This is a genomic window from Amycolatopsis roodepoortensis (genome assembly GCF_014873915.1).
Taxonomy (GTDB): Bacteria; Actinomycetota; Actinomycetes; order Mycobacteriales; family Pseudonocardiaceae; genus Amycolatopsis; species Amycolatopsis roodepoortensis.
The window spans coordinates 40,791-66,754 of record NZ_JADBEJ010000007.1; the positions used below are offsets into that span (position 1 = coordinate 40,791).

Annotated in this window: 29 protein-coding genes; 8 read left to right on the forward strand and 21 right to left on the reverse strand. The window is 67.8% G+C overall.

Annotated elements, in window-relative coordinates; genetic code table 11:
- Positions 1–73 precede the first annotated feature (73 nt).
- From H4W30_RS44805 to H4W30_RS37460, 8 genes are all read right to left on the reverse strand, one after another.
- Positions 74–346: a plasmid partition protein ParG gene (locus tag H4W30_RS44805; RefSeq protein WP_192747092.1), complete on the reverse strand. Its 273-nt coding sequence runs from the start codon at positions 344–346 to the stop codon at positions 74–76.
- Positions 241–1,533, reverse strand: coding sequence for an MFS transporter (locus tag H4W30_RS37435; RefSeq protein WP_192747093.1), 1,293 nt, complete (start codon positions 1,531–1,533; stop codon positions 241–243). The genes H4W30_RS44805 and H4W30_RS37435 overlap by 106 nt, the downstream gene beginning before the upstream one ends.
- Entirely contained in the window at positions 1,530–2,114 is a 585-nt protein-coding gene (locus H4W30_RS37440; RefSeq protein WP_192747094.1) for a hypothetical protein, read from the reverse strand. Before H4W30_RS37440 ends, H4W30_RS37435 begins: the two co-directional genes overlap by 4 nt.
- A gap of 155 nt (positions 2,115–2,269) precedes the next feature.
- Complete coding sequence (locus H4W30_RS37445; RefSeq protein ID WP_318780747.1) at positions 2,270–3,136, reverse strand: GP88 family protein; 867 nt, start codon at positions 3,134–3,136, stop codon at positions 2,270–2,272.
- A 115-nt stretch (positions 3,137–3,251) separates the two neighbouring features.
- The gene (locus tag H4W30_RS44010; protein WP_225950769.1) at positions 3,252–4,088 is read right to left on the reverse strand and encodes a hypothetical protein; all 837 of its coding nucleotides are present in this window, start codon (positions 4,086–4,088) and stop codon (positions 3,252–3,254) included.
- A gap of 68 nt (positions 4,089–4,156) precedes the next feature.
- The gene (locus tag H4W30_RS37450; RefSeq protein ID WP_192747096.1) at positions 4,157–4,429 is read right to left on the reverse strand and encodes a hypothetical protein; all 273 of its coding nucleotides are present in this window, start codon (positions 4,427–4,429) and stop codon (positions 4,157–4,159) included.
- A 96-nt stretch (positions 4,430–4,525) separates the two neighbouring features.
- Positions 4,526–5,143 (reverse strand): hypothetical protein, encoded by a 618-nt coding sequence (locus tag H4W30_RS37455; protein WP_192747097.1) that lies wholly within the window; start codon positions 5,141–5,143, stop codon positions 4,526–4,528.
- Between the two features lie 532 nt (positions 5,144–5,675).
- Positions 5,676–6,530, reverse strand: a complete 855-nt coding sequence (locus H4W30_RS37460; protein ID WP_192747098.1) for a hypothetical protein — start codon at positions 6,528–6,530, stop codon at positions 5,676–5,678.
- A gap of 435 nt (positions 6,531–6,965) precedes the next feature.
- Between H4W30_RS37460 and H4W30_RS37465 the strand changes: the two genes are divergently transcribed.
- On the forward strand, positions 6,966–7,412 hold the full coding sequence (locus H4W30_RS37465; protein ID WP_192747099.1) for a hypothetical protein: 447 nt from the start codon (positions 6,966–6,968) through the stop codon (positions 7,410–7,412).
- A gap of 199 nt (positions 7,413–7,611) precedes the next feature.
- On the forward strand, positions 7,612–8,904 hold the full coding sequence (locus H4W30_RS37470) for an MFS transporter (RefSeq protein ID WP_225950770.1): 1,293 nt from the start codon (positions 7,612–7,614) through the stop codon (positions 8,902–8,904).
- Positions 8,905–9,079: 175 nt separating this feature from the next.
- Here H4W30_RS37470 and H4W30_RS44400 read toward each other — a convergent pair whose 3' ends face one another.
- A complete protein-coding gene (locus H4W30_RS44400) occupies positions 9,080–9,211 on the reverse strand; it encodes a hypothetical protein (RefSeq protein ID WP_264082935.1) in 132 nt (43 codons plus the stop codon).
- 348 nt (positions 9,212–9,559) lie between these two features.
- On the opposite strand from H4W30_RS44400, the gene H4W30_RS37475 reads away from it, so the two are divergent.
- On the forward strand, positions 9,560–10,903 hold the full coding sequence (locus H4W30_RS37475; protein ID WP_192747100.1) for a GGDEF domain-containing protein: 1,344 nt from the start codon (positions 9,560–9,562) through the stop codon (positions 10,901–10,903).
- A gap of 586 nt (positions 10,904–11,489) precedes the next feature.
- Here the strand turns inward: H4W30_RS37475 and H4W30_RS37480 are convergent.
- From H4W30_RS37480 to H4W30_RS37490, 3 genes are all read right to left on the reverse strand, one after another.
- A complete protein-coding gene (locus H4W30_RS37480) occupies positions 11,490–12,743 on the reverse strand; it encodes an MAB_1171c family putative transporter (RefSeq protein ID WP_192747101.1) in 1,254 nt (417 codons plus the stop codon).
- Between the two features lie 2 nt (positions 12,744–12,745).
- On the reverse strand, positions 12,746–13,342 hold the full coding sequence (locus H4W30_RS37485; RefSeq protein ID WP_192747102.1) for a hypothetical protein: 597 nt from the start codon (positions 13,340–13,342) through the stop codon (positions 12,746–12,748).
- 361 nt (positions 13,343–13,703) lie between these two features.
- A complete protein-coding gene (locus H4W30_RS37490; protein ID WP_192747103.1) occupies positions 13,704–14,141 on the reverse strand; it encodes a M41 family metallopeptidase in 438 nt (145 codons plus the stop codon).
- A 522-nt stretch (positions 14,142–14,663) separates the two neighbouring features.
- On the opposite strand from H4W30_RS37490, the gene H4W30_RS37495 reads away from it, so the two are divergent.
- On the forward strand, positions 14,664–14,894 hold the full coding sequence (locus tag H4W30_RS37495) for a hypothetical protein (RefSeq protein ID WP_192747104.1): 231 nt from the start codon (positions 14,664–14,666) through the stop codon (positions 14,892–14,894).
- A 42-nt stretch (positions 14,895–14,936) separates the two neighbouring features.
- Here the strand turns inward: H4W30_RS37495 and H4W30_RS37500 are convergent, their stop codons facing one another.
- The 8 genes from H4W30_RS37500 to H4W30_RS37535 form a co-directional block, all read right to left on the reverse strand.
- Positions 14,937–15,674 carry a polyprenol monophosphomannose synthase gene (locus H4W30_RS37500; RefSeq protein ID WP_192747105.1) on the reverse strand — a complete coding sequence of 246 codons (738 nt, stop codon included), beginning with the start codon at positions 15,672–15,674 and terminating at the stop codon, positions 14,937–14,939.
- Positions 15,671–16,474, reverse strand: coding sequence for a hypothetical protein (locus H4W30_RS37505; protein WP_192747106.1), 804 nt, complete (start codon positions 16,472–16,474; stop codon positions 15,671–15,673). The genes H4W30_RS37500 and H4W30_RS37505 overlap by 4 nt, the downstream gene beginning before the upstream one ends.
- Positions 16,471–17,100: a nucleoside-diphosphate kinase gene (locus H4W30_RS37510; RefSeq protein ID WP_192747117.1), complete on the reverse strand. Its 630-nt coding sequence runs from the start codon at positions 17,098–17,100 to the stop codon at positions 16,471–16,473. Before H4W30_RS37510 ends, H4W30_RS37505 begins: the two co-directional genes overlap by 4 nt.
- A gap of 600 nt (positions 17,101–17,700) precedes the next feature.
- Complete coding sequence (locus H4W30_RS37515; protein ID WP_192747107.1) at positions 17,701–18,579, reverse strand: class I SAM-dependent methyltransferase; 879 nt, start codon at positions 18,577–18,579, stop codon at positions 17,701–17,703.
- A gap of 510 nt (positions 18,580–19,089) precedes the next feature.
- Positions 19,090–19,749: a 2'-5' RNA ligase family protein gene (locus H4W30_RS37520; RefSeq protein ID WP_192747108.1), complete on the reverse strand. Its 660-nt coding sequence runs from the start codon at positions 19,747–19,749 to the stop codon at positions 19,090–19,092.
- A 154-nt stretch (positions 19,750–19,903) separates the two neighbouring features.
- A complete protein-coding gene (locus H4W30_RS37525) occupies positions 19,904–20,716 on the reverse strand; it encodes a S1 family peptidase (RefSeq protein ID WP_318780748.1) in 813 nt (270 codons plus the stop codon).
- Positions 20,717–20,732: 16 nt separating this feature from the next.
- Positions 20,733–21,131, reverse strand: coding sequence for a hypothetical protein (locus H4W30_RS37530; protein WP_192747109.1), 399 nt, complete (start codon positions 21,129–21,131; stop codon positions 20,733–20,735).
- A 230-nt stretch (positions 21,132–21,361) separates the two neighbouring features.
- The gene (locus H4W30_RS37535; RefSeq protein WP_192747110.1) at positions 21,362–21,973 is read right to left on the reverse strand and encodes an RNA polymerase sigma factor; all 612 of its coding nucleotides are present in this window, start codon (positions 21,971–21,973) and stop codon (positions 21,362–21,364) included.
- Between the two features lie 968 nt (positions 21,974–22,941).
- Between H4W30_RS37535 and H4W30_RS37540 the strand changes: the two genes are divergently transcribed.
- Positions 22,942–23,823, forward strand: a complete 882-nt coding sequence (locus H4W30_RS37540; protein WP_192747111.1) for a helix-turn-helix domain-containing protein — start codon at positions 22,942–22,944, stop codon at positions 23,821–23,823.
- A gap of 19 nt (positions 23,824–23,842) precedes the next feature.
- A complete protein-coding gene (locus tag H4W30_RS37545) occupies positions 23,843–24,046 on the forward strand; it encodes a DUF397 domain-containing protein (RefSeq protein WP_192747112.1) in 204 nt (67 codons plus the stop codon).
- Between the two features lie 37 nt (positions 24,047–24,083).
- Here the strand turns inward: H4W30_RS37545 and H4W30_RS37550 are convergent, their stop codons facing one another.
- A complete protein-coding gene (locus H4W30_RS37550; RefSeq protein WP_192747113.1) occupies positions 24,084–24,461 on the reverse strand; it encodes a hypothetical protein in 378 nt (125 codons plus the stop codon).
- Positions 24,462–24,693: 232 nt separating this feature from the next.
- On the opposite strand from H4W30_RS37550, the gene H4W30_RS37555 reads away from it, so the two are divergent.
- A complete protein-coding gene (locus H4W30_RS37555) occupies positions 24,694–25,206 on the forward strand; it encodes a hypothetical protein (RefSeq protein WP_192747114.1) in 513 nt (170 codons plus the stop codon).
- Positions 25,207–25,211: 5 nt separating this feature from the next.
- The coding region (locus tag H4W30_RS44660) for a C40 family peptidase (RefSeq protein ID WP_192747115.1) at positions 25,212–25,964 on the forward strand (753 nt) is incomplete at its 3' end.

Genomic DNA, 25,964 nt, shown 5'->3' on the forward strand with positions numbered 1-25,964 from the left:
GTTATGGCGGGCCCCCGGGCAATTCCGGGTTTCCGGAACGCCCCTAGTGTTTAGTTAGCGGTAAGTGGCGTGTCTAGCTCGCTTTCGCTGTGGGCATCTCGAAGGCTTGTTGTTTGGCCGGAATGGCTCGCCTTGCCGCCGATGCGGCGTGTATGACGCGCTTCTTCTTCGGCTTCCTCTTCTCATCCAGCAGTCCTTGCTCGATGAGCCATAGCTCAACCAGGTCGTTGACCACATCGGTCATCGAGACCCTGAGATCGGAGCAGGCGTCTTTGAACGTCTGCTTCGTTTCCGGGGTGACTGGCGCGTCGATCGCGTCGGTACGCCCTGTCTTGGGTCTGGCCATGCGCTATTTGTATCGGACACCACACGGGTGAACGGCCACGACACGCAGGCACGGAACGGGTTTTTTCCGGAAAAAACCCCTCCCCCGAGAGCGGCCGCCGACAAGATCGAACACGATACCGGGAGCCACACGGCGAAAGCGTGGGCGGGCTGTATCGCGCCGATGAGGCCTCCGGCTGCCATACCGGCGAAGATCACGGATGAGTCGATGGAGAGGACGGCGGGGGCCTGGTCGCGGGCGGTGTCGGTGAGCTGGCGGACGTAGGCGGGCTGGGCGGCCCAGAACGCGACTCCGGCGGCGAAGGGGAGAGCGATCGCTACGGGGGTCGGGCCGAGCAGTGGCCAGACGGCGAACGTGGCGACCTGTGCGGCGATGGCGGCGGTGGCGGTGGCACGGGGGCCGTGGCGGTCGGCGGCGCGGCCGCCGAGGTGGGTTCCGAGGACGGCACCGGCTCCGTAGGCGGCGAGCATCTGCGCAGGTGAGTACGTCGAAATCAGGGCTGTCAAATAGGTCTGGACCGCGAACGCGGCGGCCGATATGAGGAACTTCGCGGTCAGGATCGGGCGGATGCCGGGGAGCGCGACGGCGCGGAGGCGGCCGGCGAACGGGACGGGCGCGGCGTCGGGAGCCTGCTCGGGCAGGACGGTCCGGGCGACGGCGAGCGCCGCGACCGCCACGGCGGTGAGCGCGGCGAAAACGAGCGCGGGCCCGTGGTGGGCCGCAGTGAGCGCGGCCAGCGGCGGCGCGGTCGCGAGGGCGAAGGTGAGGCCGCCGATCACGACGGCCATCGCGCGGGCGCGGTGGCCGGGCGCGTTGAGTTCCGCGGCCTGGCCGAGCGCGGCCGCCATCGCTGCCGCGCTGCCGAGTCCGGCGAGGATCCGCGCAGCGATGAGGAATACGAAGCTGGGCGCCACGGCGGCGACGGCGTTTCCGGCGACGGTCAGCAGGAGCCCGGCCAGCAGGACGCGGCGGCGGGACCAGTGCGCGGTGAGGACGCCGATGATCGGGGCGGCGATGCCGGAGGCGAGGCCGAACGCGGTGTTGAGCTGGCCGACGACGGCGAGCGGCAGGTGGAGGCCGTCGACGAGCGCGGGAACCAGGCCGGTTACAGCGTGGTTGGCCGCGCCGGTGGCGACGGTGGCGGCCGCGAGGGCGTAGGTGGCGGGGACGATGGTCCTGGTGGTCATCGCGCGGCCTGGTTAGGTGTGGGCAGGCGGGCGGCGTAGTGGGGGAGGACGTCGGGGGCGCGGCGGGTGAGCAGCTGGCGCCGGACGGTTTCGGTGGTGAGGGCGACGGGGCGCCCGGCGGCGCTGAGGACGGCGCGGCCGATGAGGACGGGCGCGGTGTGTTCGTCGTCGAAGTGCCGGGTTTCGGGGCGGGTGACGAGGTAGGCGGCGCGGTGGAGGCCGTCGAGCAGGGTTTCGACGAGCTGATCGCCCTCGCGCAGGGCCCGGCGGGCGGCGAGGTTGAACCGCATGGCCGGTTCCGCGACCAGCTCGACGACCGTGGCGGCGATGAGGATGGGGCTGGACGCGGCGCTGATGAGGCGGGTGGTGCGGCGCAGCACGGGGGTTCCGGCCGGGAGGTCGAGCAGCGGCGCGTCGGCCTCGGTGAGCGCTTCGGTGGCCGGTTCGGTGGCCTGCTGGGCGGCGAGGGGGTATCCGGTCCACCAGGCGAGGGCGTCGTGGATGGCGGGGGCGGCGCGCACGATGCGGGCGAGCCGGGCGAGGTCGTAGTCGAGATCGTGGACGGGACTGGTGGTGATCATGGCGGTTCCCGGGGTCTGGGGGCGGTTCGTGGTGGGCGGCGGCCGCGCGGGGAGGGACGCGATCGGTGCGGGCCGTGTCGGTCACGGCGGCGCCCGATGAGGGGGGGTGTCCGGGCGGCACTGGCGATCGCTGAAAGAGCCGCGCGGCCGCCGGGTCAGTACGCCGACCTCCTTTCCGTGATGGGCTCCCCGGTCGCGGGGTCGGGCTCGCCGGGCACCGTGGTGCCGTCGGCGACGCTGAGGTGCGGTGATGCAGGCTGGATCAGTGAGCGCGGGCCGCTCCGGTGCTGGCGGTGAAGGGCGTGGTCGACGCGGGCGGTGCAGTGCGGGCGGCCGCGGGCGGTGTCGTCGGCGATTTGCCATTCCCGGAACGAGCGGGCGCCTTGGGCGCGGCGTGCGGCAGGGATGTTGTTCGCCGGGATGGCTACCTGCTCGGTGTCGTCGGCGGCGACGAGGTCGTTGCCGCGCTGGCTGCGCCATCCGGCGGGGATCGCGTCGTCGGGGAAGACGTCGGCGACGGGGGCGCCGGGGCGGATGAGGTGGTCTTCGCGGCCGCCGTAGCTGTAGCGCCACCGGAAGTTGCCGGGTGGGTCCGGCTCGACGAGCTCGACGAAGCGGCGGACTTCCTTGGTGTAGGCGTAAAACCGGGTGTCCGGTGCGGTGCGCATGATCCGCATCCAGGCGCGGGTGTAGTCGTCTGAGAAGAAATCGCCGGCGTCGTGGACGCGCACGACCGCGCCGCGAAACCTCGGTGCGGCGAGTTCGGCGATCATGGCGGCCTCCCATCCGGCGGGGTCGGAGATGACGAAGCGAAGGTTCGTTTCGTGGGCTTGGCGGACGTTGGACCAGCGGTAGGTGCCGGTCAGGGCGTAGCAGGCTCGCGCGCAGATCCCGGCTGCGGGACAGGTGCGGATCGTGGTGCCGTCGATTCGCGCGGAGAGTGCGGGGATCGTCCAGGTGTAGACGTCGATCGCGGCGAGCCGCTTGTTCCCCTTCCGGAGAAGGGTCTTGGTGTGCTGCACGGGTGGGTTGTGTGGCAAATGACGGGCTTTCTGTTGCGGCGGAACGGATTCCGGGGTGCGCGTATCGCCCGTCTGCGCACTGTGGACGGTGGGTGATGCAGGCTGGATCAGCGGTCTACGCCGCGGCGTCGCCCGGTTCGGCGGGGAAGGCGTCGGCGGGAATGTGGAGCCGCTCGACCGGCTCGCGCGGGTGGTTGTGGTTGAAGTCCTCGATGAGCGCGCGGTAGACGCGGTGGAGCGGGTCACCGGGGCCGAGCTGGTCCAGGAGCGCGCAGAGGGACCGGTAGATCCGATCGTCCACATCGGCCCTGCCGTCGCGGAAGTTGTTCCGCGCGACCCGGCAGCGAAGGAGGAACCTCGAGGCGTGCCGGTCGCCGCCGTCGGTGCGCGGCCGGGCCGGATACCGGGCCGACCTCCCCTGAAAGCCGTGTTCGACGCGAAGCACCCCGCCGAGCAGGAGCCGGTCGACGAGGTCGGTGTTCGTACCGAGATCGGTTCGGCGGTAGAGGGCGATCGTGCGCGCGAGGCGGTCCATCTCCTCGACGCTGAACGGGCTCATGCCGGGGTCGCCGTCGACGGCGTGCATGAGACCGTCGAGTTCGACGCGGGAGGGGAGGCCCTGGTGGCAGCCGGTGTAGACGGCCTGCATGAGGTCGATCAGAAGGTGCCACCAGAACGCGAACTCGGCGCGGATGACGGCGCGGTCGACGTCGATGTGCCCGGCGGGGAGCCGCTGGCGCTGCGCCCGGTCGGCAAGTGCTTCTCGGACGGTGAGGTCGAGCGGGACGCCGTCGGCGGCGAGGCGGCGCGCGTAGGCCTGCACGAAATGCACTTGCGTCGGCTGATCGCCCTGCGCGGCCGCGAAAGAGATCCGGTGCAGCCTGCGGGTATGGCGGCTGAACGCGGTCCGCGGGCGGGACGGTGATGCAGCGTGGATCGTCGGTGTGGTCATTGTGGTGTCTTCCGGCCGGGGTGGGCCGCGCGCCGACGGGGAGGTCGCCGCGCGGCCGCTCGGGTCGGCTACAGCTCGCGGCTGGCCGGGGTGATCGACAGTTCGCGGCTGTCGGGGGAGACGGACCAGGTGATTCGGGTGCCGTCGGGGGAGACGCCGGTGATGCGGGTGCCGTCCGGCGCGGCGCCGGTGGTGCCGACGCCGTGCAGGTACGAGGCGGGACCGCTGGCGACGTCCGGGGTGTCGGCGAGGGCGGTTCCGGCGGCGGCGAGGCCGGCGCCGGTGACGACCGCGCCGAGGAAGAGCCCGGCGACGGTCCGGCGGGTGAGGGAGTGGGACATTGAGGTACCTCCAGGAAAGAACAGAAATTCGTGGTGTGGGGATGTGCGAGCTCGCGGCGCGCGGTCACCGCAGGGTGTGCGGTTCACGGGCGCTGGTCAGCAGCGCGGGAGCGACCGGTCCGGGGACAGGTAGACGTAGTTGAAATTGACGTAGCCGTAGATCCAGCGGCCGCCGGTGTAGTAGGCGATCCAGTTCCACCAGGTGCCTCCGGCGGGCTGCTCGCACCAGATCCACAGGTGGGAGTACGGGGCCAGGTGGCCGCGCACCGTGCCCGACGGGACTGTGGCGCGGATCCGGACACCGGTGGCGCCGGTGCTGCGGCCGGGGAACCACTGGTAGCCCGCCATCGTGCTCATCTGCCCCTTGGGGCCCGCCGCCGGCGGCGGGGTGTTGTTGCCCGGACGGGGGCCGTGCTGGTCACGGGCGAGGGTGATCCCACCGGTGACCTTCACCGGGATGCTGACGGCATCCGGGGCCTGGCCCTCGGCGACGGCTGGGGCGACGCCGTCAGCCCAGCTGTGCCCTGGGATGGCCGATAGGGCCGTGATGCGGGTGCCGTCGGGCGCGTGGCCGCCGAGATAGGAGGCCGTGCCGCTCTGCGGCTGGGTGACGTGGCCGGGTGCGGCGTTGGCGAGGCCGGTACCACCCGCCATACTGGCCAGAGCGAGAGCACCGGCCACGCCGAGCTTCGCCCGCTGCGTGAGCAGCTGCATTGTTTTCTCCCTTTGCGATCGTCCATGGAAATGGATTCGCAGAGGCGTCACCCGGGCCATGCACAAGGGTCTTTCATCGCACCGATTGTCTCGGCGAAGAAATTTTCTTGCGGGGCGGGGCGGAATTGCGCAGGTTCCCCAACCTGTCCGCGCCTACTCTGGTCCGGGACTGTGTGACGTCCCCGCGATCAGCGCCTGTGTTGCTGATGAGACCTACGATGCAGTGCGAAAACACGGCCCGTCAAGCATTTTCGGGAAAAGTTTTACACTGAGTTTCGGCGGTCTTTTCCGGGCATGGCAAGGGCCCGGCTGACCCGAAGTCGGCCGGGGGCGGCAGTCAAATTTACTTCAATTATTGGCGCGAAATAGGACGCATTTATCTGTTGTCGAATTAATGCGAATGTTGCGCTGGTTTCTGTAGTGCGGGGGTGCCGTCGCCGCACCCGGCCTGTGAGCGGGTGCGGCGACGGACGAGGTGAGCTTCGCTACGGGGAAGCGCAGCGCGCTCTGGTCCGGGATGATGCAGCGTGCATCACGCGGCACTGGTCGGCGGCCGGACGAGGCGGGGCCGTCGTGCGGCACGCACCGTCTCGGCGGCGAGGATCAGTGAATTCGGGGCCCGCATTACCGGCAGGACCGGCGCGAGGACATCGGCGACGTCGTCGACGCTGGCGAACGCGTGGCCGAGTAGCCACACGGTGCGAGGCTGGCGGGTCTCGCGGTGGACGGCGTAGAGCTCCATCGTGGCGGGGACGTAGCCGAGTGACCAGGTGCCCGCGATGCCGCTGGGCTCGAGTTCGGCGGGCCGGTCGTCGGGTTCGCGGCGCCACTGGGTTCCCCATGGCTCGATGCCGCCGAGGATCGTGCCGCCCCAGGTGGCGCGCTGGCCCCGGTCGGGGTTGTCGGCGATGAACAGGTCGGCGTCGAGGAAGACCTCGACGCCGGCGGGCGGCGCCGGGTCGCGCTGCCATCCGGCGGCCGCCTCGGCGAGCGGTCCGTCGACGAGCCCGAGGCCGATCACGAACTCTCTCAGGATTTCGGCGGTGATCGTGACGTTGTCGAGCTGCTCGACCAGGACGCCGTGGGCGGTGGCCGCGTACGACCGTGCTTCCTCGATCGACAGGAGCGGGTCGACCGCTCGCGGACGCCGTCCGGCGTGCACCTGGATCAGGGTCGTCGCGGCGGCTTCGCCGTCGGCGCGGAGTTTCCGGGCGAGGAGGTGCAGGGTGGCGTCGAGGCGCATGAGATCCGCGGCGGGGTCCTCGGTGAGGCTGCCGGCAGTGTCGATGAGCAGGCCTTCGATCGGCACGGGCACGTGCTCGACGCGGCCGTCGACGAGATGGAGTTTGAGATGATGGCGCCTGCGGTGCCAGGTGTGCGGTGACATGGTCCTCCCCCGAGGGTCTGTCCGCTGGGTGATGCACGGTGCATCAGCCGGATACTGGGCGGTGGCCACCGGCAGAGGGATCCGGATGGGTGGGTGGTCCCATCTGCCGGTGGCCGCCTCGGACCGCGGGGCGTCGCGGTCCTGCTGGAGCCCACCGGTACCGCCCCACGGACCGGTGGACGACTCACTGAAGCTTCCCCAAAGTGCTGACTTCAGTTAACATCTGGCGTCGAGAGTAACTAGAACGGCTAGTTTGTCAACCAAGGTCAGCATTGCACGGTAAGGGTGGGTACAGTGCACGACTCCCAGCAAGGGGCCGGTGACGTGCAGAAAGACGCGTCCCAAGGCGATATGAGCGAGGCGGCGAACGAACAGGAAGTTGACGCGAAACCCTCGGCGTCACTCGCGGCTCGCTTGACGCTCCTATTCGAGACCGTGCGCCCGAAGCACAAGAAGCGGTTCAGCGACGCCGACGTGGCGAAATGGGTCTCCGAGAACACCGACGTCACCATGGACCGGGGGTATGTCTTCGCGCTGCGAACCGGCGCCAAGTTCAACCCGACGCAGGACCGGATCCAGGCGCTCGCCGACTTCTTCGGCGTCCCACCGGCCTACTTCTTCGACGGTGACCGCTCGACGAGGATTGTGAAACAGGTGGAGCTCGCGGCCGCGCTGCGGAATCCGCGAACCAGGAACCTGACTCTCGAACTACTGAACTCGTCGACGGCGGACGTCGAACTGATCGCGGAGGCCGTTCGCGTGCCGGAGCTGCTCGAAGTAGTGAAAGTCGCCCTCTCGATAGACCGCTCGCAGCTGCACCTGGCGGCGAAGTTGCTCCGGTCGCTGGCCGAGGACGGCAAAAGTACCGACTCTGCGGAGTGAGACGGTGATCCAGGCTGCATCACACGACCACCCATTTAGCCCAATGAACTTTGCTCGCCTCGGAAATCATGGCTACATGGAGTGAGGCGTCAAGGCCGTTAGAGTGAATCACCTAATTGGCATCTGCCCTCGCCTTGAACGCCGTTACGCTCCCAGCGGGGCGATTCGTGACAAGCGAGTTACGCAGGGTGGGGATTAGATGGCACGTCGGCAGGGGGAGGAGTCTGCCCTCGGGCTGCCGCGACGCGGGGAGTTTCCGGCTCTCTGGGTCAGCGAAGCGGCGTCCGTGGTGGGCGATCAGCTGGCCAAGGTCGCGGTCGCGCTGCTGGTCTACGACCGCACGGGCTCGGCGGGCTGGTCCGGTGCCGCCTACGCGGCCACCTTCCTCGCTCCGCTGATCGCCGGGCCACTGCTGGCCGGGCTCGCCGACCGGTATCCCCGCCGGACGCTGATGGTGACCTGTTCCACCCTCCAAGGCTTGATCATCGCGGCAATGGCGATCCCGGGTATGCCGCTGCTCGTCCTGCTCGCCGGGGTGATGTGCGTGGCGGTGCTGCAAATCCCGTTCAAGGGGGCGCAGGGCGCGGCGGTGCTACAGATCCTGGCCGACTACCGGATCGAGCACCACGGCGTCGCGTCGACCGACGACGCGCGGATGGCGCTGAACTCGGCGGGCCGGGCGCGGCTGATGCTGGTCCGCGAGGTCGGTCAGCTGGCCGGGCTCGGTGGTGGCGCCGCGGTGGTGCTCGCGATCGGCACGACCTGGGCGCTGGTCGTCGACGCGGCAACGTTCGTGGTCGCGGCGGTGGTGCTGCGGCTGTGGTTGCGAGCCCGGTCGGCGAGCGCCCCGGGGACGTCGACGGGGTTCGCCGTGTTCGGCGAACTCGGCGGGCAACTGTGGGCGTTCGGGCGGCAGGTCCGGGCCGACCGGCTGACTCGTGCCCTGGTCATCATCGTGGCGCTGATCGGGTTCACGGCCGCACCGGACGCCGTCGTGGTGCCGTTGGCCGACGAGCTCGGCGCCGGACGCTGGGCCGTGGGCTGGCTGCTGGCCGCCGACTGCGTCGGGGTCATCGCCGGGTCGAGATGGCTCGAACGCCAGACCGGGGACCGCAAGCGGCGACTGATCGTGCCGCTCGCGCTGGTGAGCATGGTGCCGCTCGCTCTGTTCTGGGCGAGCTTGCACTCCCTCGCGGTCGTCCTGGCGCTCCTCATCGTGTCCGGGGTCGGCGCCACGTACTACTCACCCGCCGTAGCCGACCTCACCGAGCGTGTCGACGACGGAATTGCGGGCACAACGAATGGCCTAATGTCGGTGTTGCTGCGCGCGAGTCAGGGCCTCGGCGCGCTCACGGCCGGTATTCTCGCTGAGATTTCTTCCGCCGTAATGGCCGTTGCGATTCTGGGCACAACAGGGGTACTCCTGACAGGGGTATGTGCCGTCCAATGGCGACGGTCCAATGTGCTGCAACCTGTCAGGAGGCCCGTGTAACGCCAGACTGGTCAGGTTTCGCGGTCGCCGAGGTGGAAGGTTTCACGGTCTCCAAGGTGGAACGTCTCCCGGTCGCCGGGGTAAAAGGTCTCACGGTCACCACGCACGAATGTCATCGTTTTCTCCAGACACGATAGGGATTGAGGAGTTCTGAGGGACGGAAACGACTGATCGGTCAGGTTTCGCGGTCGCCGAGGTGGAAGGTCTCCCGGTCGCCGAGGTGGAACGTTTCACGGTCTCCGGGGTGGAACGTCTCCCGGTCGCCCGGGTGGAAGGTCTCACGGTCACCGCGCACGAAGAACTGCATGTGTCTTTCTCCAGACAGTAGGGATCAGGAATTACGAGAACCATTCGGTACTGAACGAAACGGTCAGGTTTCACGGTCGCCGCGCTGGGTCATGAATCACCCCCAGCGCTGATCGGTGAACGAAGGGGGAAAAAGGGCATGAGAAACTTCCGGGCTGTCGTGGGCCCGGTAAAAAAGGCATCATCATCACCTCCGCGAGTAGGCAGTCCCGCGGGTCGGGATCCAGCGAGACCGGGAGGACCGGCCACGCTGAACGCCCTGAGGGTAATGGCAGCTCTAGCTGCGTGTCTCACTCTCACGGTGCATAGGGTGAGATACTGCGTCCGCGTCGTTACTCACCCGCGCTCGATGTGGCAGCTGTGGAGCTGGGGACGGCGCCCGGTCACCTGGGTTCTGGTCGTCGAACCGCTGGTATTCGGGCTGATCGTCGCCGCGTCCGTCCGCGCTTTCAGCATCGGCATCACCGGCGTGGACTGGCTGTATTTCGGGTGGCTGGCGCTCGGCGCCACGGCCTACCTCATCGCCACCAACGTCGCGGCGGAGCGCCGTCGCGGCCGCGACGGCAACGCCACGCACGTCGACCACACCAGCTTGATCTTCTTCGTCGCGGCGATCCTGCTACCCGTGCCGCTCGCGATCGCGCTGGTGATCCTGGTCCGCACCCACCGGTGGTGGATCGCGCGGAAGCCGGCGTACAAGTTCCTTCACACGACGGTGTCGATCTGCCTGTCGGTGGTGGGCGTGCACGCGGTGGCTGACTGGACGGCGTTGTCGTCCTGGACCCCGGGACAGACGAACCTCGCCCCGGTGGGCCTCGGCCTCGCGGCGGCGGTCGGGGTCTACTTCGCCGCGCAGGCGCTCATGGTCGGCGCGGCGCGCGGTCTGGCCTCCGACCTGTGGGACCAACCGCGCTCACAGCGGCCGCCGGACTGGCGCCGAACCCTGCGGCTCGACATGCTCGGCACCCTTCAGGACAACCTCGAGATCGTCGTGACCCTGCTGATCGCCCTCGCGATCACATGCGCCGCCGCCGCCTGGGCACCGCTGGCCCTGCTCGTCGCGCCCATCGGGGTCGCTCTCACGGTCTTCATGCAGCGTCACGAGGATCTGCTCCAGTCCTCGACGACGGAAGGCCGGACAGGTCTGCTCCGGCCGGAGGCCTTCGCCGAGCGCGCAGCGAAGATCCTCGACCGCGCGGCACGCTCGCACGTGCCGACCTCGGTGATGCTGGTCGACCTCGACCACTTCAAGAAGGTGAACGACACCTTCGGCCACCTGGTCGGGGACCAGGTCCTGGCGGCCGTCGCGGGCGAGCTGCGCCGCTCGGCGCGGGCGGGTGACGAACTGTGCCGGTGGGGCGGGGAGGAGATGGTCGTCCTCCTGCCCGATACCGACCTCGACGAGGCCGTCGCCGTCGCCGAGCGGATCCGCGCCGCGGTGGAGGTGCTGGAGATCCCGATCACCCGCGCGGCGGGCGGTGACCCGTGGGTGATGGGCGCGAAGGACGCCGACGGACACCGGCGCTCGGAGGAAGTACGGACGGTCTCCATCGGCGTCGCCACGATGCCGGAACACGGGATGACGCTCCACGCGGCAATGAAGGTCGCCGACGACGAGGTCTACCGGGCGAAACACGGCGGCCGCAACCGCGTGTGCGCGCCCGAGCGCGCGAAGACCACGGCGGCCGCGTAGAACCGAATTCGAGCGAGACGACGCGGTGATGCAGCCTGGATCAACACCAGATCCGTGATCCAGGCTGCATCACCGGCGATCGGCTCGCCTTGAACTGCCGCGCGCACGGCGTCCCTCCCCCCTCGCGTCGTGCGCGCGGCTCCCCTTCTTCCCGAGCCCGCGACCACACCATCTACCTCCGGGTGGCGAATAGGCCGTTATACGACTCGGTGGGCGGGGCCGCCCACCCTGCTGGCGGTCGCGACCGGCAACGCACCAGATGATCCAGGCTGCATCAGTCGACCCGATCGCCCGCGTGCCGGGGAATCGACCACCGGGTTTCGAGGCTGGGGCGCGGATCGGGCTCGTGGTCCGCGGCACTGCAGCCCGCGAGGTGGCCGTCGCCCCTGCACGCCCCGCACGTTGCGATGAGGTCAGTGCCGAAACCGAGACACGCCGGGCAACAGCCTCCGCCCGCCTACGCCTGGCACGGTGTCGTCGCGCTGTCCGCTACAGCGTGGCTCGTCATGGCCTCGATCGTGCTCCCGCTCGGCGGCGTCGCGCCACGGTGTCATCTTTTTGTCCAGTTGTTGACCACCGCGCGGTGCTAGCGGCGGCGGGCTCGTGGGCGCCAGCCGGGCGGCCGGGGGGAGCGGACTTCGTTGTCGCGGCTGAGGTCCGTCCGGATCTTGGCGACCAACGCGTTGTCGCTGTAGGCACGGGAGACGCGGACCAGATGACGCGCTTCGGCCAGTGTGGTGCGCTGCAGCTCCGGGCAGCACTGGGGGACGCCGACGTCGTCGGCGCGCTCGTAGCGGCGGCCGTGGCGGTAGCCGTCGATCGCCGTCGCCAGCTCGGCGGCCTCGCGGATGGCGATCCAGCTCTCGCCGCCGGAGATCCAGATCCCGGCGCGGCCGTGCCGCGCCTGCTTGCTCTGTTCGGCGACCACCCGCGAGGCCTCGGGATGGACGTGGGAATGCAGGCGCATCTGCGCGTCCCGGATCTCGATCACCTGCCGGTAGAGCCGCATCCGGACGGGCGGATCGTCGGGCATTGGCAGGGCGAGTTCGGGCAGGACGTCGAGGACGACCTGGTGCAGCGGTTCGAGCTGCACCACGAGCCTCCGGGCCAGCAGCGCGGTAACCGCGCGGGTCATCGGCGCGGCCCAGCTGGTGTAGGTGGCGCCGATGGTGAGCAGCAGCAGCGCCAACCCGCCGAGCAGTTCGGCGGTGGCGGAGAACGGCCCGGCCACGGCGGCGAAACCCCGGGATCCGAGCCACACCGACAACATCACGTAGGAGGACCACACGACCCAGAGCACTCCGACGGTGACGCCTCCGGCGGCGAAGGTCAGGGAGCGGTGCAGCAGGACGCCGGTGTCCTCGCGCCGGAGATACCGGCCGATCAGCACATGGCTTCGGGCCAGCGCCCACAGCAGGTACGCGAGATAGACCAGCATCGCGGCGGCCTGTAGGACGTCCCCATCGGTCACGGCAGCGCCGGGCACCGTGAGGGAGGGCTGTGTCCCGGCCGCGCTCGCGAGGGACACCGCGGCCGCCAGCACAACGGCCATGCCGAGCAGCGGTTTCGGCGTGGGCCCGCCGGCGATCCGCACGGCGGCGGTGTGCAGGCAGGCGGCGCCGAGCATCGCGCAGCAATGCGCGATCCACGGCATGAGGTGGGGCTCGCCGGGCAGGTTGATGATGTCGGCAGGAAGGCCCACAGCCCCGCCGAACCCGGCGAGCGCGCCCGCGAAGTAGAGCAAATCCGCGCGTGCGGCACCCGCTCGCAGAGCCTCGCGCACCTTCGCCACGGCGGCCGCGAGGCTGAGCACGGCGGCCACGACGGTGACGGCCTCCATCCTCAGCCCGCCGTGCCGAAGAGAACCCGGAGTTTGTTGACGGCGGGATCCTGGCGGGGGTGCTCCCAGTAGTCCGCGAAGTGCCCGATCCGGTCCATCACGAGCCCGGCGAAGGCCTCAGCCTGGAGTTCGTGGTCGGTGTCGTAAACGGTCCGGCCGAGAAGACGGATGATGAGCTCCGGGCTCAGATGCGGCGCGAGGACGGGCGCGTATTCGCGAACCATGTCCTTCACCGAGCCGGGCAGCGCGTCGTGATGCTTGAGCAGGATGTGGCCCAGTTCGTGGGCGATGATGTGGGTGCGATGGAGAACCGTCGACGTGCGCGGGTACACGATGATGTACGCATCGGGGGTCGCCACCGCCATCCCGCACGGCAACGCGCCGTCGAGGTCGGCCGCGCGCACCTGGACGCGCCGCCCCACCGCCTCGGCTACGGCGGCGATCAGGACGTCGAGGCTGTACATCGGCGGAAGTCGCAACGCCCCCAGCGCCCCGGCTGGACTGCGATCCGGTGCGGGCGCGGACTCCTCGGTGACCGCCCTGCCGACGGCCGGAATGTGGACCGCAAGCGAGTCCTCCGCACAACTACGGTAAGTCATAATTGCTCCCCCTACGTCCGAACGGGTGACAACTCTTCGGAGGCCGTGGGATGGGTCTTCGGGGCGGACCACGGGGTGATGGTTACGAAGAGTGCACCTATGCGTTGTAGCAGAATTCGTGCCGAACGACTGCCCTAAAGAGCAATAACGCGGTAGCGCTCCACCCTAATGGATGAACCGTTATCACTCAGGGTTATATGTTTCGCCCGGACAGCTACAAGTCGGCCGATCGAAAGACGAACACGCGTTCGATTACCGAAGGTCACCTTAGCAGTGTTCAGTTTGATCTACGCCAGGTGATCCAGGCTGCATCAAGAGACCACGGCGGACGACAAGGCTGGCCATCCGCGGACTGCGCGATTCAGGAGTTGCGACGAGGCGGCCGGAAGTCCGGCAGCGGCACGGCCGCGCCTCGGCGGACGCCGGCGTCCGTGTCCTCCTTCATGACCACCGATTCGGCTTTGAGCTGCCTCACCAGGTTGACGACCTGCTTCGCCTGCTCCGGCGTGAAGCCGTCACCGAGCGAGCGAAGCAGGACCTGCGTGTCGTCCTCGTCGAGGTTGTCGGTCAGAGCGCGCAGGGCGAGGACGTTCTTGATCTCGTCGTCGATCTCGCGGGCGACCTCGTCGTCGTAGAAGTAGGCCGTCGGAACGCCGAAGAACTTCGCCAGATGGGGCAAGTACCGGTCGGTGGGCAGCTTGTCCTTGTCCGGCGAGAACCAATAGCCGATCATCTGCCGACTGATCGTGGACTGGGTCGCGGCCTCCAGGTGCTCCTGGATCTCCGTCAGCGAATACACGTGGCCATCCGGGCGTCGCACGCGCTCGCGAATCCGGATCAGCCGCTTTTTCAACGCGGGAAACCGCACACCGTGCGCAGGCACCCCGCCAGCTGCGCCGTCAGGCATACCCCGCCCTTCCTCGTGATGACCAAGCATCTCAACAAGCCCCCAGTTATGTGACCCAGATCACAGCACTGTTAGATTTGGTTGACAGTGCTCGTACCTGATCTAAGCTCGTCCCCAGAGCGATGGTAACCAGATCTAACACAGCTGATCCAGACTGTCGCAGAGATGAGCCATCTGGGCCAAGGGGCCGTACTCCGCGTGGAGAGCCGGGCCTGCTCAGATGCGATGGCCGAGTGGTCCCGCTGGTCGGGAGGACCCCGGCGCAACCGACGCAGGGGGCGTACCGCGTCGGGGGCGACCAGCAGGGACGGGCCGAGACATGGCCCAGCAGGGGAGCGGTGCGGGCAGCGCCGCCCCCTGTTCACTCGCGCCGTCCCGCGAAGCGCGGAGATCCGCACGACCGAGGAGACTCACATGGGGGACAGCACACGCGAGGACGCCGAACCCTCGCGCGGAGACCGTTTCACGCGGTCGCTGAGGACACACGTCGACGGCGCCGCGCCGTGGCTGATCGATCGTGCCGACCTCGAGGAACTCGCCCGGCTGATGCCGGATCTCTCGACCGCGCTCATCGCCCAGATCATGGGCGTCGAAGTGGCGTCGACGGCCGTCGACGCGCAGCACAGCGCGCCCGCGCGCGGGTGATGCACCCTGCATCACCCGGCCGTCGAGGTGATGCAGGATGGATCACCCGCGGGGGCGTCGGGTGAACAGCAGGCGCCACGGGAGTTTCAGACCTTCGATCTTGACGGCGAGGTCCATTTTCGAGGATCCGGCCGCGCGTTCGGAGAACGTGATCGGAACCTCGACGATGGTGGCGTTGAGGTTGCGGGCGCGCCATTTCATCTCGACTTGGAACGAGTACCCGTTGGAGTTGATGGTGTCGACGTCGATGGCGCGGAGCGTTTCAGCGGTCCATGCGACGAACCCGGCGGTGACGTCGCGGAGCTTGAGGCGCAGCAGCACGGACACGTAAAAATTCGCGGCGCGGCTGAGCAGGCGGCGGCTGAGGGGCCAATCGGCGTCAAGCTGCCCACCGGTGGTGTAGCGGGATCCGATGACGACGTCGGCGCCTTCGGCGGCGCGTTCGACCATGCCGGGAATGGCGGCGGCCGGGTGGGACAGGTCGGCGTCCATCTCGATGACCAGATCGCATCCGGCGTCGAGCGCGGCGGCCATGCCCGCGATGTAGGCGCGGCCGAGGCCGGACTTCTCGGTTCGGCGCAGGATCGTCAGCTCGCGCCGTCCGGCTGGCCAGTCCGCGGCGGCCTTCTCGGCGAAGTCGGCGGTGCCGTCGGGGCTGCCGTCGTCGACGACGACGACCAGGAGGTCATCGATCGGGAGGTCGTGGAGGCGTTTCAAGGCTTCGCCGATGGTGGCGGCCTCCTGGTAGGTCGGCACCACGACCCCGACGCGCGTGTTCATACTGGCTTACCTTCCAGGTAGTGGTGACCGTCGGTGATGACGCATGATGTCACGCCGCCCCATCTGAACAGCGGTGCGGTATCGACGCTGCGCACGTAGTCGCCGGTGCGCAGAAGCGCGGAGTGGCCGAAGCGGAACGACACGAGATGCTTCCCGCCGGCGAGCACGTAGTGAGCGGGGTAGTGGTGGCCGTGGGAGTCATCGACCACGCGCTGCCCGCGCAGTACGCCCGTCCCGACCCTTTCGGCCTGGCCGGTGATGATCGCGTCAACGAGCGTGCACGGTGCGGTGACATGGGGATCGCACCATCCGATACCCGGCAGGCGAAACCGCACGTGGTAGGGCACGTTTCCGATGCGGCAGTCTCCGGCGAGTCGCCGCACCGTGTCCGCTATGGACAGGTCTCCGGGCTGTTCGGCCACGACGAAGTCGAAATCGGAGCGGTCGACGGCGGCCTTGTAGAGCGAGGATCCGCAGACGCCGATGCTGTCGACGTCGAGGCTGAGGGCATCCGCGACGATGGCGAGCTCGGGGCCGAACTCGGCGAGTACTTCGGCCTCACGGGCTCCACGGCGCCATGTCACCGCGCCGACGGGCCAGTGAACCACGCGGCCGGTCATGTCCATCGGCGTCCGGGCGACGTCGAGCAGCCGTTGCCACTCCGCGGCGCTCCAGCGGAGGCCTTTGGACCAGCGGCGGTGGAGGATCTCGGTCTTACCGTTGTGGTCGGCGAGGTAGAGCGGCACGCCGTGCCCCGGCTTCAACTCCAGGCACAGCACGGTGTCGCTGACGATGGTCATCGCCCACATGAGCCAGCTCCGAACCACAGGGCAATCTCACGCTTCGCCTCGTTGGCGGTGCGGGAGCCGTGAACGAGGTTGCCGGTCATGGTGGTGGTCACGAGCACTTCGTCGCGGGACATTTGCGAGAAGTCGCGGCGGATCGTGCCACGCGCAGCCTCGGCGGGGAATGTGGAACCGATGATCCGGCGGCTCGCGTCGATGGCGCGGTAGCCCTCCCAGATGGTGGCGATCAGGGGCCCGGACGTCATGTACTTGACGACGGCGGCAGCGATGACGGGGCCGTGCTTGTCCACGAGATCGGGGTGGTGCCGGTGCACGAAGTCCGCGCCGGTGATGGTGGTGCGACGAGAGATGATGAGGTCGAGGCCGATGTACTCGAATCGTCCCATGAGCTTTCCGACGAGGCGACGCCGCACGGCATCGGGCTTGAACAGGACAAGCGTCCGTTCGCGTGGGAGAGGTGGGGTATCAGCCCCGCAGGCGAAGTCCGGGCGTTCGCGGTCGCGTAAGTAGTTTGCCCGGACGCTCTGCTCCTTCCGGCCGAGAAGGCCGGCGATCGCGGCGAAGGTCATCCCGTCCCGATCGCGAAGGGACTGGATCGCGCGCCGCTCCTCCTCCGTCATCCGGTGGTAGTTTCCCGGCATCAGAACCTCCTGGTGTTGGCAAGTAGTCGGCCACTGCCTCTGTCCGTTTTGGACGGTGGACGCTCGCGGCGGCGTGATGCAGGCTGGATCAGCGTGGGTCTTTCGGTTGGGCTGTAGGGAGATCGTGGCGTTGGGGATGCCGAGGTACTGCCAGGTGGCCATCCGCTAGGACCTGGTAGTGCTCTCGTTCCAGCCACGGCGCCGGGATTCGTGAGCCATGGAACCGCAGGCCTAGATTCCCGTCCTTTGGATCGGGACGGGGCAGGGCGAGTAGCCGGGTGAGAGCGTCTTGCGGGTTGCCTCCGAAAGACCACGAGATCCGTTCCGGCGCGAACGGGTCGTCGTCTTTGGTGATCGGGGCGCGCCACGCATCACCGAAGGTTCGGGCACCGATGAACAGGACGAGAGCATCCACGTGGCTCGGCCACCGGTGAGGTCCTGGCCATCGGTAGAGGTAGACCTTCCCGACGGGGGCCCTTCGAGGTCCGAAGTGCCAGTGTTCCCATCCCTCGGCGGTCAACTTCGCGAGGTCGTTCTTGAGGGTCATGTCATTTCCCCAGCGGTTCGATTTCGGCGGTTTCAGCACGTGATCACGATGCGGCTGTCCGGTCTGTCGATGATCGGCGCGCGGGGGAGGCTCATCTTGGACGTGGTCGGCGGGTGGGCGGTGATGTACGGGGTCCTCTTGGTCGCGGACTTCCACCGGCGAACGTGAACGGCGAACCGGGAGCTGAGTGTGTCGGCATAGGAGCCGTAGGCGGCTACGCCGAGCTCGAACCGTTCGGCGCTGGGCTCGGCGTCGGGGATGATGCTGGATTCGGAGTCGGGGGATGGGCGGAGCGTCAGGTACGCGAGGGTGGACTCTTCGACAATCGCCGGGGTGCCGTGGCGATGTGCCAGAGAGGCGATCCAGTCGCCGGTGCCGCCGGCGAGGTGGCAGGCTCCGGATTCCCTGGCGGCGAGCCGCAACCAGAGCGCATCGAGAGGGTCTTCTTCGCTGACGAGTACGCCGGTCCACTCCAGCTTGCCGCCGCCACGTTTGAGGCATCGGCCGAGTTCGGCCGGGTTGATCTCCTGGTCGTCATCCCACGTGAGCAACGGCCGTTCACCGGCAATGTCGATGACAGCCCGGCGTTCGCCATAAGGCCCGGCGTGGTCACCGAGATCGGTCCGGTAGAAGCGGCTTGTCGTCGAGCGGAGGGCTTCGCCGTCGCGTTCGAAAGCGATGATGTGGGTAGCGCCACGGAGTCGGAACGGTACGACGAGTCGGCCGTGGCGGGCGAGTTGACGCATCCAGGCTTCGGAGAGATCGAACTGTTCTGTGGTGACGACGATTCGGTCATAGGAGAGGGCATGGCCGGGGGTGCCGTACCGGTTTCTGGTGGTGATCACCTCGCCGATCGAGTCGACCTCTTCCACGAGCTGGGCGGAGACGTCGCCGGGCCCGATCGCGAGCACCCGAAGGCCTGGCCCGAGGGCGAGGGCTTCGACGAGCAGGTCGGACAGCCGATGGTCGGGGAATTCGGCTGTGTTGCCGGAACGCTCGGTTCGAGTGATGCAGCCTGCATCACTCGGACCGACGGCATCGTGCGTCGGCACGGAGGTCTCCATGGTCAGTTCCCTGCGGGCGAGTCGTGTGGCGGTTATCGGCGGAATGGGGTCTGGCTGGTGCTGCTGGAGGGCGGCGCGCGCGACGTTCTGGTGCGCCGGGGAGGTGCGGCGATGGGTGCGCGGCCGATGTGCTCGGCGTGCCGCTCGGTGTCCTTCCACCGATCAGGGATCGGCCGGTCGAGGCTTGGCCGCTGTGGGCGCCGCGCCCAGTCGGGATCGGGTTCGCCGGGTTCCAGCTTGCGGTGCGTGGCGGAGATCTGGCTTCCGATCGTCGGCCAGCGTGATCGTGTCGCACGGGCCGACCGTGGAGCCGGTTTGGGCGTTGTCTCGGATCCTGTGGTGCTCATGCCGGGCTTCTTACTCATTTCCGGCCTCGACGGATCCCGCGAGCTTGAAGCGCTCGACGATCTCGAACTCGTAGCAGGTTTCGGGAACGTTCTGGCCGACCCACGCGAGTACGAGACTGCGGACCATCATGTCGGCGTGGCTGGGCCGGACTCGCCGTAGTTGGCTCGCGAAGTCGTCGGTCTCCAGCTCGCGGTTCGCACAGACAATCGTCATGTGGCCGGGCCGGGTGTCGTGGCCGATCGAATCGGGACCGCACACCGAGCGAATGGCCTGACGGACCGCGTCGACGAGGTGGCTGAACGGCTGTTCAGGGTCGGTGTCGAGCGTGATCCCGGTCCGGCCGATGACAGGGGATCCCATCCGCAGCGAGAACGGCGACCAATCGGCGGATAGGTTCCTCAGTTCCTCGCTCAGCGTCGTCACGGTGTCGAGGCCGAGCGGTGGCATGTTGAAAAGTCCGTGGTTGACCGGCTGGATGGTCAGGTGCAGGCCGGCGTCCGGGACAGGTGCCAGCCCGGGAATCGGGGCCGCGAACTTGCGGACGCCGTCGATGACTTTCGCCAATCGGGTTCCGTCGTCTGACGCTGTCGTGCGGCCGAGGTCGGGGAGAGCCAGCACGGTGAGCTCTCGGTGCCCGTCAGGCCACGGATTCTCGAAAGCGTTCTTCATGTGGGTGTCGGATTCCCTTGCAGTAGCGGCGATGCGGCGGTGACGGCTGTCGCAGGTGATGCAGGCTGGATCACCGAAGTGGTCGGGTGGGCGGACGCTGCCCCAAGTAAGGACGCCCGCCCACCCGAGTTCATGTGGCGTTAGGCGTAGACGGTTACGCCGCAGGCGCGGCCGCTACACCGCGGGCCTTGTCGTAGAGCCACTTCCGGAAGGCCGTGGCGTCGGTGGCGACCGTCTCGTCCTCGCCGGGCCGGGCGCCGGGGCGAGCCCGGGAGATGATCCCGACGAAACGCGGCTCGCCGTCGACGACCTCGACGACCGGGCCGCCGGAGTCGCCGCCGCCGGGTCCGTCGGTCCCATACGGGTTGTCGGTGCAGATCTCGTAGACACCGATCCTGGCGTCCGCGCATTCCTCGCGGTCCACGATGGTGGTCTTGAGCTTCTGCAACTTGCGCGGCAAGTTCGAGGTGTCGCCGCTGGGGAGGTCGGTCCCCCACCCGTACATCGTGACCTCGGCGCCGGGCTTGGTGGTCTCGCCACCGAGCCGGAGAGGCTGTTGATTGGCTGCCTTGACCAGCTTCAACGCCCCGACGTCGTAAGCCTCCGGGCCGCTCAACCACTCGAATTTCTCGTGGGGGTCGACCCGGGCGACCTCCAGGACCTCGCCGCCGCGAGTGCGGTCCTTGGACCCGACCCGGACGGTTACCTGCGCCGGATCCCATGGCTCCGTGCCGCCGATTTGCTTGAACGCGCAGTGGGACGGGATCACCACGAGGTCGCGGAGCATCAGGGTGCCGGTGCAGATGTGGCCGCGGCCCTTGATCTGCATACTGGCGGCCCAGCCGGTCTCGCCGGTGGCGGGGGAGCCGCCGACCAGGTTCGGTTGGACGTCCTGCGCCATCGCCGGGGTAGCGAGGACGCCGGATAGCGCCGCCGCTGCGATGGTCGCTATTACTGTCTTTCTCACAGTTACCTTTCTCTGTTTATTCAACGGGATCTCCTGCGCTTTTCTGCACAGGAGAGTCTTTTGGCTGCGATGAGTGTTCGTCGGATGTGCTGGAAGTGTCGACTACCCAACTGCCCGGCTCTGGCCGGTTGTCAGAATCTGCCGAATTTCCTGGTTCTTCTTCCAGCTTCGGTTCCACAGTCCGCGCGTGTTCGTCGAGCAGGCTTGCGGCGCGGCGCAACAGATTTGCGTACTCGACTCGCTGCGCGGGGGTAACCGTGTTGAGCACCAGAAACCCACTCAGCTTGGGCGCTGAGACCCCGATCCCCTGCAAGACCCTTGCTGCTTCGACGGTTAGCCGATGCGGGTGGGCTATTTCCTCATCGACGGGCAAGTCATCATTTTCTTGTTCTTGACTGGAGCGTGATTCGTCCATCAGTTCGTTTCTTCCGGTCGATACAAAAAAAGAGGTCTAAGGGTTGCCCGGCCTATTCGGAGGTCGTCCGAAGATTGACGGCCGGGCAACCCCTGTCCAGGGGCGCGACCAGCGCGAAAAGGCAGAAAGCCACTGGTCGCGACCGCGCCCGGACACCCGGCCAGGCCAGCTCAGCCAGCCGGGAGTGGGAGCAGGGGACCGGGTGATGCAGGCTGGATCACCCGGGCCTGTCAGGCGGCGTCGTCGGAAAGGGCGCGAAATCTTTCTCTGTACCCGCGGCGAGCCCGGCCGGCGAGGGCAGACGTAGCGTTTGGACTGAGACCGAAGATCTTGGCGACTTCGCCGATGGGCCGCTTGGCGATGGTGGTTAGGTGGAGGACCTGCCGCCATCGGTCAGGTAGCTGTGAGAGGGCGGCATCTGCTCGTTCGCGCTGTTCGACGGCGTCGGCACGGTCGTGCACGATCGTTTCCGGCGAAGGCGAAGCGCCATGCAGAACATCCTCGGTCGAGGGGACGAGTAGTAGGTGGCGGCCGTCCCGCCAGTTGAGCCCCACCGCGTTCCGCACGGTGCGGAAGAGGTACCGACGGAACTTTTTCCTCGGCCCGTTCTGCCCCTGCAAGACCAGGAAGATGGCGATGAAGGCATCCATCACCGCGTCCTCGGCTACCACGCACGATCGGGTGTGTTTACGAGCGTAGCGGAGCGCGGCGGCGTGATGACGCTGGAAAAGAATGCCGTAGGCCTCGCTGTCGCCTGCCCGGACGGCGGCGATGAGGTCCATGTCTTTGGAGGTAGAACGCTCGATGATGCAGGCTGGATCATCGAGGTAAGTCTTGGTCATGAGGCGTTGCCTTTCGACGGGCAGAGGGCTGCTCGGCGCACACACGACCGATGGCCTCTCGGGAGGGAGCCGGGCTTCGGTCTGATCACCGGGACGGAGATCCGCACGGGAGACGACATTTCGGAGAGGTCGAGGTATCCGCCGCGGCGCCCTCGCTCGGCTGTCGCTGTGACATGTTCGTCGGCGGCGTCGGCCGCGCGGGCGGTCTGGCAGTCGGAGCATTGAAGTTCGACGTCGCCGTCGTCGGCCTCGATATCGGTCCAGCAGAAGGCGCCGCAGTAGGCCAGAACGACAAACCGCCCACCCCAACCGAGGTCTACCGCATACGCGCTGTCGAGCCGTCGCACTAGCGGATTCCGTGGGTGCAGGTGGTTCTGCTTCGTGAAGATCCCTCGAACGTGAGACGAAGCCCGGTTATGGAGGACCCCGCCCGGCGTCGGAAGGCGCGCGGAGAACATCAACGCCTCCTACTCGGTTGGAGCTCGGCGACCCCGGTCCGCCTCTGCTCAGGAACCGAGGCCGCCGAGAGTTTGAATGGCGTGGTGAGCGCTCGCCTGGCGATGAAGACTCGGCGAGCGCAGCGCCAGGAGAAGACGAGCGATGCGACCAGCGGGACGGCAATCTGAAGTAGCGACGGAGTCATCACGGCCTGCTCCGGTGAGCCGTGAACACGGCTACGCCAATGAGGGCCAAGACCGCAATCAAGGCTCCTATAGGGCCCCACCAGGGCAAATCAAACATGTGGGCCCTCCTAGTCAATTGCTACCTGCGAATCGGTAACCTGTGCACTGCGTCACGTTGGTTTCCAAAGTATGCATAGCTGAAGGTTGCAATGCAACCTTAGACCCGAGGTCTAAATGGGTGGTCTTGCGCGATACGCTCTGTAGGCAGGAGCGAAGACGGATCGGCCTGCCTGGGCGCCCGCGCTCGACCGCCTCCCGTCAACGCAAGGAAGGGCGCCCACGGCGATGGCCACCGTTCAGACAGCGAAGAAGATGATGCTCGGCAGGGAGATCGAGCACATGCTTTCGGAAGCCGGCAAGACGCCGTCCGAGCTCGCGGCGATCTTGAGCACGAGCCGATCGCGCGTTCAGCAGATCTTGGACGGTAAGGCGAGCTTGTCGATCGGCGACCTGGAGCGTCTCGCGAATCAGCTGGGCTTCACGGATCCCGGCTACCACGAAACGCTGTTCGAGCTTCGGAAGGACAGCCACAAGCGCGGGTACTGGAACACGGGCTATCGACGCGCCTACAGCGAGGAGCTACGCGTTCGCGTCGACATCGAAAGTCACGCTGATCGCATCCGCGAATGGGAAGTCGAGATTCCTCCAGGGCTGACGCAGCCTCCCAGGTTCGTTCGCGCGCTCTACGCGGGCGTCCCGGAGAGCAGCGGCCTGACCCTGGAGGATCGCATCGAAGCCAGAACCGCACGGCAAGCGATCTTCGACAAGCCGAATCCGCCAGTGGCCCACTTCGTCATGTCCGAGTCATGCCTTCGACGAGTTTGGCGTGACGAAGAAACGAAGATCGACCTGTTGAAGCACATGATCGCTCTATCGCAACGCGAGAACATCTTCATGCAGGTGCTTCCGTTCGACCAGCCCGTAGGCCGACGAGTTGCCATCGGCAATCGGTTCACCTTGCTCCGACTGCCGACCGCGGGCGTCGCGGGTCCGCTTGAACTGGCGTACACCGAAGGACCGGAGGAATTCCGGTACCTCGATGACAAGAAGGCGCTGGACGCCTATGACTCGGCCTGGACTCGGTTGACCAGCGCCGCACTGGGCTTCGAGGAAACTCGTCGCTTCTTGCGAGCGATGATCGCCGAGTCCGGGGAGACCTCCCACTAACACCGCAAGGAGTCCCCGCATGAGTACCTTCTCCCGTTCCGATTTCCGCAAGTCGCGGTGGAGCGACCCCGACAAGAACTGTGTCGAGGTGGCGATGAGCACGGAGGTGGTCGAGGTGCGCGACTCGAAGACGGAGTTCGGCGCAGCCGATGATCACCGCCTCCGGATGAGTCCTGCCGCGTTCGCAGCGTTGATCGCTGCGGTGAAGCAGGCGCCGCGCTAGCGAGTCAACTCATGTGGGCTGATCACTCGCCCAAAGATCAGAGCAGGCCCCGGAAGCTGTGCGCTTCCGGGGCCTGTCTGTGTCTGTCGGCCGTCTCGCTGGTCGACGGCGTCGCGGTCGTGACGCTCCATACGGGAACGCTGATCCAGCGGGCCACCCGGTCGTAGTCGAGGCGGCCCGCGCGTGTGGCGTAGACGCCTAGGTCGACGTCGGGGACACGGGCCAAGGCGCTGGTGGGACAGCGTTGGTGCAGTGCGAGCCAATCCGTCCCGGCGTAGGACGGGCCGGGCGCGAGGATGGCGCTGACCAGGCCGGGTTCGTCACCGATCACCCACGCCCCTTCGGGGAAGTCCGCCGCGTCGATGATGCCCGGCGGTAGCCAAGACAGGTACTCGACGACATAGTTTCCCGTCACCGCCCGCCTCCTTCGCCTGGTGCAGTACTGCGTGTTCTCGCAGTTCAGGGCGCTTCCACTCGGAACGTCCGCCCTACCTAGATGCTGACTCTGGTTGACAATACGTCTTTTGTGCCTACTCTCGGAAGTACTTGTTAACTAGAGTCAGCACTCCGGCGCGGGTTCCGGCCTTGGGGAAGGTCGCCGCGCGGCTGGTTTGGGGGATCCTGTGCGTCGCTTCGTCTTCTGTGTTGTGGGTGTTGCCGCGCTCGGCGGCTGCGAGGGCGCCACGGTGGCCGCTCCGTCGTCGCCGTCGGTGATGCAGCCTGGATCAGCGGTCACGTCCGTGGTCTCGAGTCCCGTTTCGACGCCGTCGGCGGCTGATGAGCGGGTGCTCGCGGCGGCGCGGGACTGGGCTTCGCGGTGGTGTGGCTGGAGCTGGCGGGATCCGCATGGTGTGCGGGAGTCGCGGGCGCGTGAGGTGATGACGCCGGACGCCGGCCGCGCGTTGATCGGGACGGATGCCGAGGCGTGGGCGCGCGAGGTCGTGGGCACGCACGAGACCGCGACGTGTGAACCGGCGACGGTGCGGCTGTCGGCGGGTCCGCGGACCGAGACCCGGGCGCATGTCGCTATCAGCGCCGCCCGGACGGTTCGCAACGACCACGGGATCGCGACGGAGATGTGGCGCGAGGACCGGCGGGTCGTACTGGCCTACGGGCCGTCGGGCCGGTGGCTGGTCGACGTCGCCGTGGTCGGGGGCTGATCACGATGGGCCGGACGATCGTGTCGATGGTCGTGGTGGTCGTGGTGGTCGCCTCGGCCGTCGTGCTGGTGACCGTGGTGATGATCGGTGGCACCGCCTCGGGAACGTCGTGCACAAGTCCTGCGCCTGGCGAGGCGAAGGGGATTGGTGCGCTGGATGCGGAGCAGGTCCGCACGGTGCAGGTGATCCTCTCGGTGGCCGACCAGCGCGGCCTTCCGCCCCGCGCGTCGGTGATCGCGGTGTCAACCGGGATCGTGGAATCGAAGTTGCGCAACCTCGACCACGGGGACCGGGATTCCCTCGGCGTCTTCCAGCAACGCCCTTCGCAGGGCTGGGGAACTCCAGCGCAGGTCACGGACATGACCTATTCGGCGGGGAAGTTCTTCGACGGTCTGATCGCGCTCCCGGGCTGGGAGTCGATGCCGCCGGGGAAAGCCGCGCAGGCCGTGCAGCGCAGCGGCTTCCCAGATCGTTACGCCCCGGCGGAGGTTGAGGCGGCGGCGATCGTCGCCGACGTCCGGGGACAGGTCGGGGTCTTGCCGGATCCGTGCGTGCCGTCGAACGTCGTCGACGCGCCCGGCGCGGTCGATCGCGCGCTGTCCCAGATCGGAAAGCCGTACTGCTGGGCAGGCGGGACGACGAATGGCCCGACCCGGGGTGACGGCACGTCGCCACCGCCGTGCGGGCCGAACTCGCCGGGCTTCGACTGCTCGGGGCTGATGCTCTACGCGTTCGCCCCCTATTCGACCTTGCCGCGC

Excerpts from the sequence above, each read along its gene's own strand:
- H4W30_RS44805 (WP_192747092.1), bottom strand. The coding sequence starts at position 346 with ATGGCCAGACCCAAGACAGGGCGTACCGACGCGATCGACGCGCCAGTC.
- H4W30_RS37435 (WP_192747093.1), bottom strand. The coding sequence starts at position 1,533 with ATGACCACCAGGACCATCGTCCCCGCCACCTACGCCCTCGCGGCCGCC.
- H4W30_RS37440 (WP_192747094.1), bottom strand. The coding sequence starts at position 2,114 with ATGATCACCACCAGTCCCGTCCACGATCTCGACTACGACCTCGCCCGG.
- H4W30_RS44010 (WP_225950769.1), bottom strand. The coding sequence starts at position 4,088 with ATGACCACACCGACGATCCACGCTGCATCACCGTCCCGCCCGCGGACC.
- H4W30_RS37450 (WP_192747096.1), bottom strand. The coding sequence starts at position 4,429 with ATGTCCCACTCCCTCACCCGCCGGACCGTCGCCGGGCTCTTCCTCGGC.
- H4W30_RS37455 (WP_192747097.1), bottom strand. The coding sequence starts at position 5,143 with ATGCAGCTGCTCACGCAGCGGGCGAAGCTCGGCGTGGCCGGTGCTCTC.
- H4W30_RS37460 (WP_192747098.1), bottom strand. The coding sequence starts at position 6,530 with ATGTCACCGCACACCTGGCACCGCAGGCGCCATCATCTCAAACTCCAT.
- H4W30_RS37470 (WP_225950770.1), top strand. The coding sequence starts at position 7,612 with ATGGCACGTCGGCAGGGGGAGGAGTCTGCCCTCGGGCTGCCGCGACGC.
- H4W30_RS44400 (WP_264082935.1), bottom strand. The coding sequence starts at position 9,211 with ATGCAGTTCTTCGTGCGCGGTGACCGTGAGACCTTCCACCCGGGCGAC.
- H4W30_RS37475 (WP_192747100.1), top strand. The coding sequence starts at position 9,560 with ATGTGGCAGCTGTGGAGCTGGGGACGGCGCCCGGTCACCTGGGTTCTG.
- H4W30_RS37480 (WP_192747101.1), bottom strand. The coding sequence starts at position 12,743 with ATGGAGGCCGTCACCGTCGTGGCCGCCGTGCTCAGCCTCGCGGCCGCC.
- H4W30_RS37485 (WP_192747102.1), bottom strand. The coding sequence starts at position 13,342 with ATGACTTACCGTAGTTGTGCGGAGGACTCGCTTGCGGTCCACATTCCG.
- H4W30_RS37495 (WP_192747104.1), top strand. The coding sequence starts at position 14,664 with ATGGGGGACAGCACACGCGAGGACGCCGAACCCTCGCGCGGAGACCGT.
- H4W30_RS37500 (WP_192747105.1), bottom strand. The coding sequence starts at position 15,674 with ATGAACACGCGCGTCGGGGTCGTGGTGCCGACCTACCAGGAGGCCGCC.
- H4W30_RS37505 (WP_192747106.1), bottom strand. The coding sequence starts at position 16,474 with ATGACCATCGTCAGCGACACCGTGCTGTGCCTGGAGTTGAAGCCGGGG.
- H4W30_RS37510 (WP_192747117.1), bottom strand. The coding sequence starts at position 17,100 with ATGACGGAGGAGGAGCGGCGCGCGATCCAGTCCCTTCGCGATCGGGAC.
- H4W30_RS37520 (WP_192747108.1), bottom strand. The coding sequence starts at position 19,749 with ATGAAGAACGCTTTCGAGAATCCGTGGCCTGACGGGCACCGAGAGCTC.
- H4W30_RS37530 (WP_192747109.1), bottom strand. The coding sequence starts at position 21,131 with ATGGACGAATCACGCTCCAGTCAAGAACAAGAAAATGATGACTTGCCC.
- H4W30_RS37535 (WP_192747110.1), bottom strand. The coding sequence starts at position 21,973 with ATGACCAAGACTTACCTCGATGATCCAGCCTGCATCATCGAGCGTTCT.
- H4W30_RS37540 (WP_192747111.1), top strand. The coding sequence starts at position 22,942 with ATGGCCACCGTTCAGACAGCGAAGAAGATGATGCTCGGCAGGGAGATC.
- H4W30_RS37545 (WP_192747112.1), top strand. The coding sequence starts at position 23,843 with ATGAGTACCTTCTCCCGTTCCGATTTCCGCAAGTCGCGGTGGAGCGAC.